Origin of the sequence: Mycobacterium sp. E740 (assembly GCF_001672895.1) — a bacterium.
Classification (GTDB): domain Bacteria; phylum Actinomycetota; class Actinomycetes; order Mycobacteriales; family Mycobacteriaceae; genus Mycobacterium.
Window position 1 is genome coordinate 1 of sequence record NZ_LZKP01000040.1, and the last position, 8720, is coordinate 8720.

9 protein-coding genes and 3 pseudogenes are annotated in these 8720 nt (G+C 67.5%); 6 read left to right on the forward strand and 6 right to left on the reverse strand.

What is annotated here, in order from left to right; all coding sequences use genetic code 11:
* Together A5663_RS04035 and A5663_RS04040 are read right to left on the reverse strand one after the other, a co-directional pair.
* Positions 1 to 418, reverse strand: a pseudogene (locus A5663_RS04035) (SAM-dependent methyltransferase); the annotation flags it as partial.
* On the reverse strand, positions 415 to 1803 hold the full coding sequence (locus A5663_RS04040; protein WP_068144162.1) for an FAD-binding oxidoreductase: 1389 nt from the start codon (positions 1801 to 1803) through the stop codon (positions 415 to 417). The pseudogene A5663_RS04035 and the gene A5663_RS04040, both read right to left, overlap by 4 nt.
* A 69-nt stretch (positions 1804 to 1872) precedes the next feature.
* Here A5663_RS04040 and A5663_RS04045 point away from each other — a divergent pair, with 69 nt between their 5' ends.
* Positions 1873 to 2313, forward strand: a complete 441-nt coding sequence (locus tag A5663_RS04045; RefSeq protein ID WP_068144168.1) for an SRPBCC family protein — start codon at positions 1873 to 1875, stop codon at positions 2311 to 2313.
* 72 nt (positions 2314 to 2385) lie between these two features.
* Here A5663_RS04045 and A5663_RS04050 read toward each other — a convergent pair whose 3' ends face one another.
* Positions 2386 to 3126: an Rv3717 family N-acetylmuramoyl-L-alanine amidase gene (locus A5663_RS04050; RefSeq protein ID WP_068144180.1), complete on the reverse strand. Its 741-nt coding sequence runs from the start codon at positions 3124 to 3126 to the stop codon at positions 2386 to 2388.
* 101 nt (positions 3127 to 3227) lie between these two features.
* Here A5663_RS04050 and A5663_RS04055 point away from each other — a divergent pair, with 101 nt between their 5' ends.
* The 4 genes from A5663_RS04055 to A5663_RS04070 all read left to right on the forward strand — a co-directional run bounded on the left by A5663_RS04055 (position 3228) and on the right by A5663_RS04070 (position 5688).
* Entirely contained in the window at positions 3228 to 3560 is a 333-nt protein-coding gene (locus A5663_RS04055; protein WP_068144171.1) for a YbaB/EbfC family nucleoid-associated protein, read from the forward strand.
* Positions 3561 to 3570: 10 nt separating this feature from the next.
* Entirely contained in the window at positions 3571 to 4182 is a 612-nt protein-coding gene (recR, locus tag A5663_RS04060) for a recombination mediator RecR (protein ID WP_059101787.1), read from the forward strand.
* Between the two features lie 13 nt (positions 4183 to 4195).
* Positions 4196 to 4594, forward strand: coding sequence for a hypothetical protein (locus A5663_RS04065; protein ID WP_068144173.1), 399 nt, complete (start codon positions 4196 to 4198; stop codon positions 4592 to 4594).
* Positions 4595 to 4800: 206 nt separating this feature from the next.
* Positions 4801 to 5688 (forward strand): DUF559 domain-containing protein, encoded by an 888-nt coding sequence (locus A5663_RS04070; RefSeq protein WP_068144182.1) that lies wholly within the window; start codon positions 4801 to 4803, stop codon positions 5686 to 5688.
* Positions 5689 to 5839: 151 nt separating this feature from the next.
* On the opposite strand, the gene A5663_RS04075 is transcribed toward A5663_RS04070, so the two are convergent.
* Together A5663_RS04075 and A5663_RS04080 are read right to left on the reverse strand one after the other, a co-directional pair.
* On the reverse strand, positions 5840 to 6556 hold the full coding sequence (locus A5663_RS04075; protein ID WP_068144176.1) for a type 1 glutamine amidotransferase: 717 nt from the start codon (positions 6554 to 6556) through the stop codon (positions 5840 to 5842).
* On the reverse strand, positions 6549 to 7775 hold the full coding sequence (locus A5663_RS04080) for a Mur ligase family protein (RefSeq protein ID WP_068144178.1): 1227 nt from the start codon (positions 7773 to 7775) through the stop codon (positions 6549 to 6551). The genes A5663_RS04075 and A5663_RS04080 overlap by 8 nt, the downstream gene beginning before the upstream one ends.
* Positions 7776 to 7863: 88 nt before the next feature.
* On the opposite strand from A5663_RS04080, the pseudogene A5663_RS04085 reads away from it, so the two are divergent.
* A pseudogene (locus A5663_RS04085) lies at positions 7864 to 8544 on the forward strand (DEDDh family exonuclease); the annotation flags it as partial.
* Here the strand turns inward: A5663_RS04085 and A5663_RS22465 are convergent.
* Positions 8540 to 8720, reverse strand: a pseudogene (locus A5663_RS22465) (DEDDh family exonuclease); the annotation flags it as partial. The pseudogenes A5663_RS04085 and A5663_RS22465 overlap by 5 nt on opposite strands.

Sequence of the window (8720 nt, forward strand, 5' to 3'; positions counted from 1 at the left end):
TCCGGCGCCACCGGGGCAGCGCCTCCTGCGGTGGCGGCGCGATCGGCTTGAGGTGCTCAAACCCGATGGACCGCACGATGTTCGCCAACACCCGCGCGGGCGGCCGCTTGAAGTCCATCTTGTCGGCGAGCGCCTTGAGCAGCTCGTACGGGTCGCCGGGGTGCACACCGTGCGGTTCGAGATCGCCGGACACGTAAGCCCGGGCCAGGCCGAGATCGCCGAACGCGGTGGCCAGATACGTCGTACCGCGGGGCGTCAACAACTCCAGGCCCAGCGGCGCATCCTCCGGTCCGGCAGCACTTCCGTCGTACGCGGTGAATCGCAGTGGCAGATTGCCCGCCGCGAAGATCTCCAGGATCTCCGCCAGCGTCAGCTTTCCTGCCGGCGCTTGTGTCGCATGCTCTTTGAACGTCGTCATCGTCTTTGCACCGCCTTCGCATAAAGATCGAGGAGCCGTGAGTCTGGATCGTAGGCCTTTTTGACCACCTTGTAGGTTTCTCCGCCATACAGATCGTCGAATTCGTCTCGGCCGTAGTACGAATCCGAGTACAGCGACTTGTGTCCGTCGAGCTCGCTGACCTTGTGCTCGATCGCCTTGTTGGTGCGGCCCTCCTCGGGGCCGACCGGCACCGAGGACCAGAAGCCGACGTTGACGTACGTGTGCTTGGGCCGGATCGGGTACAGCGGCCATCCGCCCGAATCGCGAAGCCGCAACGGGCACAACCAGATCGGCTCGATCGGCACATTGTCGAGGAACCAGTGCAGGAACTCGGCGACCCGTCCGATCGGCACCTCGATGTCCTGTACGACCCGTTCGCGAGGTGGGCGGCCGTTTCGCTTCTCGATCCGGTCGGCGATGTCGAACCGCTGGTCGTACCCGATGAGTTTCCAGTAGAAGCTGCTGCGGCGGTACCGGCGTGGCCACCACCGGCGGATCTGCGGGTTCTGCGCGCCGAATGCCCGTGAGCACCAGAACCAGTCGGTGTCCCATCGCCACAGGTAGTCGTGGATCGTCAGCCGGTCGTGTTTCTCGGCACCGTTCTCACCGGAGTGCTGGATCGAGCGGTAGTAAATCTGCTGGCCGGTGTAGTCGCTCACCGGTCCCGGTGTCGCGGTTTGGAATCCCAGCGTCAGATAGCTCTCGTCGGCGGAGAACACCACGCCGTCGAGATAGTCGACCGTAGTGCCGTCGTAACCGCCGGTCTCGACGGTGCGGTCCATGGTGGCGACGAGGTCCTCGACGGTGTTGAACCGTAGGTGGCGTACCGCGACGAACGGCCGGACGGTCTCCAGCTCGATCTTCAATCGCACTGAATAGCCAAGCGTGCCATATGAATTCGGGAAGGCGCGGAACAGGTCGGCATGTTGGTCGGGTGAGGCGGTGAGCACCTCGCCGGTACCGGTGAGTATGTCCATCTCGAGCACCGACTCGTGCGGCAGGCCGTTGCGGAACGACGCGGATTCGATGCCGAGGCCGGTGACCGCTCCGCCGAGCGTGATGGTCTTCAATTGGGGAACCACGAACGGGGACAAGCCGTACGGGAGCGTCGCCGCGACCAGATCCTCGTAGGTGCACATGCCGGCCACTTCGGCGGTGCGTTCCTCGGGGTCGACGGCGATGACACCGGTGAGGCCAGAGACGTCCAGTCCTTTGGCGGTGCTCTTCGCCCGCGCTCGAAACAGGTTCGAAGTGGGCTTGGCGAGGCGCACGCTCGCATCGGGTGGGATCGCACGGTAGCTGCTCAACAGCCGCTGGACACCCGCGGCATGTGAGGCACGTGCGTCGATTGGGGCCACAGACACGCATATACGCTAGTCCGCGGTGGCACTCGATGCGACCAAACCAACCCTTCAACCGAGGAGTTCGCAGTAATGGGACAGGTCAGCGCGTCCAGCACCGTCTTGATCGACGCGGCGCCGGAGGCGGTGCTGTCGGCCGTCGCGGATTACGCGACCGTTCGTCCGAAGATCCTGTCGTCGCAGTACAGCGACTACCGGGTACTCGAGGGCGGCCAGGGCGCGGGCACCGTCGCGAGCTGGAAGCTGCAGGCGACCAAGTCGCGGGTGCGCGACGTGAAAGCCCAGGTCGACGTGGCCGGTCACACGGTGATCGAGAAGGACGCCAACTCGTCGATGATCACGAATTGGACCGTCGCGCCCGCCGGCCCCGGGTCGTCGGTGACGGTCAAGACGTCGTGGCAGGGCGCGGGCGGCATCGGCGGGTTCTTCGAGAAGACGTTCGCGCCGCTCGGGCTGCGCAAAATCCAGGCCGAGGTGCTGGAGAACCTCAAGAAAGAGGTAGAGCGCCGATAGCGCCGTAACGTGGTTGATCCCATGCACGTCATGCGTGCGATCAACCACATAGCGGGCAAATGGCGGCTAGGCCTAGCTGGCGCCCAGGAAGCCCGCGATGCCGCGCACGACGGCTTCGGCGTACTTCTTCCTGCCTTCGGGCGTCTTCATCAACGACGAGTCGACCGGGTTCTTCATGTTGCCCAGTTCGACGAGTATCGACGGGTACTGGGCCAGGTTGAGGCCCGCGATGTCAGAGCGCGGGTTGAGGCCGGCGGAGCCGACGTAGGTCGACGGCACGAAGCCCGCGGCCTGCAGCTGATCGCGCATGATCCCCGCGAACCGGGGCGACACCTGCGCCTGCACGTCGTTGAGCGGAGGCGACGAGTACAGAACGTGGAATCCCCGGCCGGTGGCCGGTCCGCCGTCGGCGTGGATGCTGACGATCGCGTTGGGTTTGAGCGAGTTGGCCATCGCGGCGCGCTCGTCGACGCAGGGACCGAGGCCGGTGTCGTTGCCGCGGGACATGGCGGTCCGGACGCCGAGCGCGCTCAGTTCTTGGCGGATCAGCAGCGTGGTGTCCCAGGTGAAGGTGTGCTCGGGGAAGCCGTCGTCGGTGGAGGTGCCGCTGGCCTGGCAGTCCTTGGTGCCGCCGCGGCCGGTGGGCACTTGCCTGCTGATCGAACCGTCGTTGGCGCCGTTGTGACCGGGGTCGAGGAACACGATCTTGCCCGCGATGTTGGCAGGCGCAGCGTCGGCCTCGATCGCAGGGCTGACGAGCGTCGATGCGACGACGAGCAGTCCGACGGCTCCGACACGCAGGCGGGCAGGCACGGGCGCCACCGTAGCCGCAACCGCGACTACTGTTAAAGCCCGACGGCCCGACGCAGCCAAGTCGAGACCGGACCGCAACTAACACGCAAGGGGAACGAGGCATGCAACCCGGAGGCCAACCCGATATGTCGGCGCTGCTCGCCCAGGCTCAGCAGGTGCAGCAGCAGCTGATGGAGGCGCAGGAGGCGCTGGCCAACGCCGAGGTGCACGGTCAGGCCGGCGGCGGGCTGGTCCAGGTCACGATGAAGGGCAGCGGCGAGGTGGTCGGTGTGGCCATCGATCCGAAGGTCGTCGACCCCGACGACGTCGAGACGCTGCAGGACCTCGTCGTCGGCGCCATCGCCGACGCCTCCAAGCAGGTGACCATCCTCGCTCACGACCGGCTCGGACCGCTGGCGGGCGGCATGGGCGATCTCGGTCTGCCGGGGATGTAATCGTTCCTCCATGTTTGAAGGACCCGTTCAGGATCTGATCGACGAGCTCGGCAAGCTGCCCGGCATCGGGCCCAAGAGCGCGCAGCGGATCGCCTTTCACCTGCTGTCGGTCGAGCCGCCCGACATCGACCGGTTGACGGCCGTGCTCAACAAGGTGCGCGACGGGGTGAAGTTCTGCGCGGTGTGCGGCAACGTCTCCGACGACGACCGCTGCCGTATCTGCAGCGACCCGCGGCGTGATGCCTCGCTGGTCTGCGTGGTCGAAGAGCCCAAGGATGTGCAGGCCGTCGAGCGCACGCGCGAGTTCCGCGGCCGCTACCACGTGCTGGGCGGCGCGCTCGATCCGCTGTCCGGCGTTGGACCCGAACAGCTGCGAATTCGGGAGCTGCTCAACAGGATTGGTGAGCGGGTGGACGGCGTCGACGTTACCGAGGTGATCATCGCGACCGACCCGAACACCGAAGGCGAAGCCACTGCGACGTATCTGGTGCGCATGCTGCGCGACATCCCGGGGCTGACGGTGACGAGGATCGCCTCGGGGCTGCCGATGGGCGGCGACTTGGAGTTCGCCGACGAGTTGACGCTGGGTCGCGCGCTTGCGGGCCGGCGCGCGATGGCGTGAGGAAAGGGCTGACATGGCGGACGAGGAGTACAAGGTCGAGGTCGAGCTGGGTCACGACGAGCACCGGCTGTCGTTCTGGGAGAAGCTGCGCACGTTGGACCTCGACGACGACGCGCGCAAGCGGCTCGGCTCACGGGTCACGGTGACGCGCGGCGGGGACCGCATCCAGCTCTACACCCACTCGCTGGCCGATGCGCAGGAGGCGGAGCGCACGGTGCGCGCACTGGTCGCCGACGACCACGTGACCGCGCAGTACGCGGTGAGCCGGTGGGACGGCGAGCGGCAGGAGTGGGTGGATCCGGCCAGCGGCCAGGAGGTGCCCGACAACGCTCCCGAGGCGCCGGCGCCCGACCCGAGCTACGTGATCCTCGAGGCGTACAAGCCGGAGTTCCTGCGCGACCTCGGCCTATAGGCGCCGCTGTTTCTGTAGGCGCCGCTCCCCGCCGCGCCCGCCGCTCCCGCCGGTCGTACCCGCCGGGCCCGCCGCACCGGCCGGCCACCCTGGCCATACCCGCCGCACCGGTCACAGCGATCAACGTTTGGCACGCCTGTTCTCGCACTTTCGCTGTGAAACGTCGCTTGATGTGACTTGTCGGTGGTGCGATGCACGATGCCCACATGACCGAAATCTTCATCGGCAGTGAGGCTGTCGCGGCGGGACGGGTGAGTCGCCACGAACTCAAGCGGTGGTATCGGCCCGTCTTCCGCGGCGTGTACGCACCGAATGGCGTCGAACTGTCGATCCGCGACCGCGCGATCGCGGCATGGTTGGCATCACGCCGCAGAGGTGTGATCGCGGGTGTGGCGGCATCCGCCCTGCACGGCGCGCCGTGGGTGGACCCGTCGCAGCCGATCGAACTGGTTGACGTGCGGATCCGTGCACAGCCGGGCCTGATCCCGAGGGGGGACTTCATCACGGACGACGAGATCACGACGATCGGTGGCCTTCCCGTCACATCCAGAGTCCGGACCGCCTTCGACATGGGCCGGCGGCTGCACCGGACGGAGGCGCTGGCACGGCTCGACGCGCTCATGTGGAACCAGCGCTACGACGTCGACCAGGTCGCGCAACTCGGTCGACGCCATCCGCACGCAACCGGCCTGGCCCGGTTGTACGAGTTGCTTCCGCTTGTCGACGGCGGAGCCGCGTCCATACCGGAATCGCGAGTTCGACTGTGGCTGCACGACGCAGGCCTGCCCCGCCCGGAGACGCAGATCCCCGTGATCGTCGGATATCGACCGGAAGCGTGGCTCGACATGGGATGGCGGGAGTACAAAGTCGCAGTCGAGTACGACGGCGATCACCACCGCAAGAATCGACGCCAGTACGTGAAGGACATCGGCAGGTTGCGAATGCTCGAATCGCTGGGGTGGATCGTCGTCCGGGTGATCGCGGAGGACAAACCGCGAGACGTCATCGCCCGGGCCGAGGCGGCGCTCGTCAGCCGCGGCTGCAACCTCGACATCGACAAGTTGCAGAGTTTCAAGCGCAATTTGGTCGCCTAGTGTCTCGCGTATTACGGGGATTTGTGGTGCGCCCCGCAGTCACACCGATCAACCTTTCGGTTGCAAAGTGCGAGAACGCGTCGCCAGAACGTCGATAGCTGTGACTCGCGGACGGCGAGTTGTGTGACCGGAGATCGCCGCAGCGTGACGGTCACACCCGCCGCGGGGCGGCCAGACGCTCGCGGCGCAGCTGTTCCACCTCGGGCAGCTCCAGCGGCGCCAGTTCTCCGACCACCTGGCTCAGCAGGTGGTCGGCCAGTTCCGGGTTGCGCGCCAGACACGGACCGTGCAGGTAGGTCGCGACGACGCTGCCCTGCACCGCGCCGTCGAAACCGTCACCGAGACGGTTGCCCGCGCCGCTGATGACCCGCGCCAACGGTCGCGCATCGGCACCGAGAACCGTTCCGCCGCGGTGGTTTTCGAAACCCGTGAGCCGCTGCGACAAACCGGGCAGGAGCGGCTCGGACACCACCTCGCCGATCGTGCGCTCCTCCTGCGGCGAGGTGGTGACGTCGAGCAGCCCGACCCCGTCGACACGTTCACCCGACGACGTCTCATACCAGTGTCCGAGCACCTGGATGGCCGCGCAGATCGCCAGCACCGGCGCGCCCCTGCCGGCGGCCTGCTGCAACCCCGGATACCGCAGCAGATGCTTGGTGGCCAGGCGTTGGGCGTAATCCTCCGCCCCGCCGAGCGTGTATAGGTCGAGTTCGGCGGGCACCGGATCCTCGAGCGTGATCTCCACGACTTCGGAATCGATTCCCCTCAGCCGCAAGCGTTCTCGCAGCACCACCGAGTTGCCGCCGTCCCCGTAGGTCCCCATCACATCGGGCAGCACCAGCCCGATGCGCACCGTCGACTCACTCATCGGGGAGCCGCCTGTTCAGTTGCAGAAACGCCGTGTAGTTCGCGATCACCTCGACGTGTCCCGGTGGGCACGACGCGATCGCGCGCAGCGTGTCGTGCACGAGCGTGTGCTCGACACCGGCGTAGCCCAGCCGCACCGCGAGGTCCGTGCCACGTTCGCCGGCCGCGACCACATGCGTGTCCTCGAAGTGCTCGAACCGCACATCCCACAGCCACGACAAGTCCTCGCCGTCGGGAACCTGGCCGTTCACCGAGATGACAACTCCCGCACCGTGTTTGTCGACCATCGACAACGCCTCCTGCCAGCCGGCCGGGTTCTTGGCCAGCAGGACTCGCACGGTGTGCTCGCCGACGCGTACGGTGCGGTAGCGTCCCGCGACCTCGTCGACGGCTGAAACCGCCGCGACCGCCGCAACCGGGTCGGCGCCCATGGCCACCGCCGCAGCGACAGCCTGTGTGGCGTTTCCGCGGTTGACTGCACCCGGCAGGGCCAGCGTCATCGGTAACGAAAAACCTTCCGGGCCATAGATACTCGAGTCGTCATACCACCACTGCGGGGTCGGCCGTTTGAAATCCGTTCCGGTGGAGCGCCATTCGCGGCCATCGCGCACGATGATCTCACCGGACCGCGGGCAGCTCACCGAGTCGTTGGCCCAGCTGCCGCCCGCGGCCACCCACACGACGTTGGGGCTGTCGTAGGCAGCCGAGGTCATCAGCACGTCATCACAGTTGGCGACGACCACGGCCGACGGATGACGTGCCAGGCCGCCGCGCAGCGTCCGTTCGATGTGGTTGATCTCACCCACGCGGTCCAACTGATCGCGCGACAGGTTCAGCAACACCACGACTTCCGGATCGACGGCGTCGGCCACATGCGGCACGTGCATCTCGTCGACCTCGAGTGCGGCCAGCGCAGCCTCGCGCCCCAGGGCGAGCGCCGCGACCAGGCCGGCGTCCATGTTCGCACCCGTCTCATTGCTCGCCACGGCTCCGATCGTGCGCAGTGCCGCCGCGACCATCCGCGTGGTCGTCGACTTGCCGTTCGTGCCGGTCACGATCACCGTGCGCCTGCCCTGGCCCAACTGGCGCAGCAGCGACTTGTCCAGCCCCAAGGCGACCAGTCCGCCGATCATCGCGCCGGCGCCACGCCCGGTGATCCGCGATGCCCAGCGCGCGGTCGCGCCGGCCGCGAGCGCGACCCGTCCACGAGTGGTGACCACTCCGGCAGTTTAGGGAGCCGACACGCTGCGAGCGATTCGGCGAGGTCCCGGCTTTGTCACAGCGCCGTGCCATCCTGACGACGTGAGCATGTGGGGCCGTCCGGCGAGCGAGGACGGTGCCGGCTGGGCGGTCGTCGACGTGGAGACTTCCGGCTTCCGGCCCGGTCAGGCGCGCGTCGTCAGCATCGCCGCGCTCGCCCTCGGCGACGACGGCAACGTCGAGCACAGTCTCTACAGCCTGCTCAACCCGGGCGTCGACCCCGGGCCCACCCACGTGCACGGGCTGACGACCGAGATGCTGGATGGGCAGCCGACGTTCGCCGACATCGCCGACCACCTAGCCGAGCTGCTCGACGGGCGCACGCTCGTCGCACACAACGTCGGCTTCGACTACTCGTTCCTGGCCGCCGAAGCCGAGCTGGCGGGCCGCGAACTACCGACCGACAGTGTGATGTGCACCGTCGAGCTGGCCCGTCGCCTCGAACTCGACGTCGAGAACCTGCGGCTCGAGACCCTGGCCGCGCACTGGGGGATCAGCCAGATCCGGCCGCACGACGCGCTCGACGACGCACTCGTGCTCGCGCAGATCCTCAAACCCGTACTCGTGCGGGCGCGCGAACGCAAGGTGTGGCTGCCGGTGCGTCCCGTGACGCGGCGACGCTGGCCCAACGGCGCTGTCACCCACGACGAGCTGCGCCCGCTAAAGGCGGTGGCGTCGCGGTTGCCGTGCACACACCTGAATCCCGGCCGGTTCGTCGCGGGGCGACCGCGTCGGTGTAGGCCAGGCCGGCGTGCAGGATGCGCTCGATGAGCTCTTCGTGGGTGCGTTTGACCTCGGCGGACAGCGCGACCCGCATACCCTGCACGAGCGGTCGCCCCGCGACGAACCGGCCGGGATTCAGGTGTGTGCACGGCAACCGCGACGCCACCGCCTTTAGCGCGCAC